The sequence below is a fragment of the Longispora sp. NPDC051575 genome (assembly GCF_040681875.1).
Lineage (GTDB): Bacteria > Actinomycetota > Actinomycetes > Mycobacteriales > Micromonosporaceae > Longispora.
On sequence record NZ_JBFAZP010000034.1, the window covers coordinates 1 to 1,432 of the forward strand.

The following is a 1,432-nucleotide window of genomic DNA, read 5'->3' on the forward strand; positions in this document are numbered from 1 at the left end:
CGTCGTGGTGGATGCTCAACGCCGTCAACAACGTCTACACCGTGCTGTTCCGCGGCCACCAGGTCCCCGCGTTCGTGACGGCCGTGCAGGCCGACCCGAGTGTCCTGGACACGCTCTACAACTTCGCCTCCTCCCACCTCGCGCTCCTCGGCACCGACCAGAGCTACCTGACCTCCAACGCGGGCCGCGAACTCGCCCGGTTCTTGCAGCACTCAGCCTTGCACGCCAAGGCCCAGTCCCAGGCCAAGGGCCTGCTCAACCAGAGCTCGATCCAGGGCACGACCGCGCCGCTGTGGGTCGGCGTCGCGGAGATGACCGACTACTACGACAAGGCCAACTGCGCCTACTTCGACACCTGCAACCTCCAGAGCAGGCTCACCGCAGCGGTCCTGTCGATCACCTACGCCTGCGACGCCGGGCACACCATCCGGGCGCAGGCCATGACCACCGCCGAGCTGACCGCGACGTGCACCAGCGTGCGCAACCAGGACGCGTTCTTCCACAACATCGTCGCCGACCCTGGGCCGGTCTCGGGCGACCGCAACACCAACATCGAGATCAACGTCTTCGACAGCTCCACCGACTACCAGACCTACGCCGGGGCCATCTTCGGCATCGACACCAACAACGGCGGCATGTACCTGGAGGGCGACCCGTCCGTGGTCGGCAACCAGGCCCGGTTCATCGCGTACGAGGCCGAGTGGATGCGGCCGACGTTCGCGATCTGGAACCTCAACCACGAGTACACCCACTACCTCGACGGCCGCTACGACATGTACGGCGACTTCGGCGCCAACATCACCACCCCCACCATCTGGTGGATCGAGGGCTTCGCCGAGTACGTGTCCTACTCCTACCGCAACGAGGTCTACCAGGCCGCGATCACCCAGGCCGGCTACCGCACCTACTCGCTGCGCACCCTGTTCGACACCACCTACAACAACGACCAGACCCGTATCTACCAGTGGGGCTACCTCGCGGTGCGCTACATGCTCCAGTCCCACCGCGCGGACGTCATGACCCTGCTCGGCTACTACCGCTCCGGCAACTGGACCGCCGCGCGTACCCTGCTGACCAGCACCATCGGCAGCCGCTACGACGCCGACTGGTACACCTGGCTCGCCGCCTGCGCGGCCGGCAACTGCGGCGGGGGCGGAACCCCCACCAACCAGGCGCCGACCGCCAGCTTCACGGTGACCACCGCCAACCTCACGGCGACGTTCACCGACCGCTCCACCGACTCCGACGGCACGATTGCCTCACGCTCCTGGAACTTCGGCGACGGCACCACCTCGACGGCCACCAACCCGGCCAAGACGTACGCCGCCGCCGGCACCTACACCGTGCGGCTCACCGTCACCGACAACAAGGGCGCCACCGGCACCACCACCCAGACGGTCGCCGTCGCCACCGGCGGAGGCACCGTCCCGGA

General features: G+C 67.4%; 1 protein-coding gene. It reads left to right on the forward strand.

The window, feature by feature from the left end; all coding sequences use genetic code 11:
- On the forward strand, nucleotides 1–1,432 hold a 1,432-nt coding region (locus tag AB0M43_RS39255), incomplete at both ends, for a collagenase (RefSeq protein ID WP_363732941.1).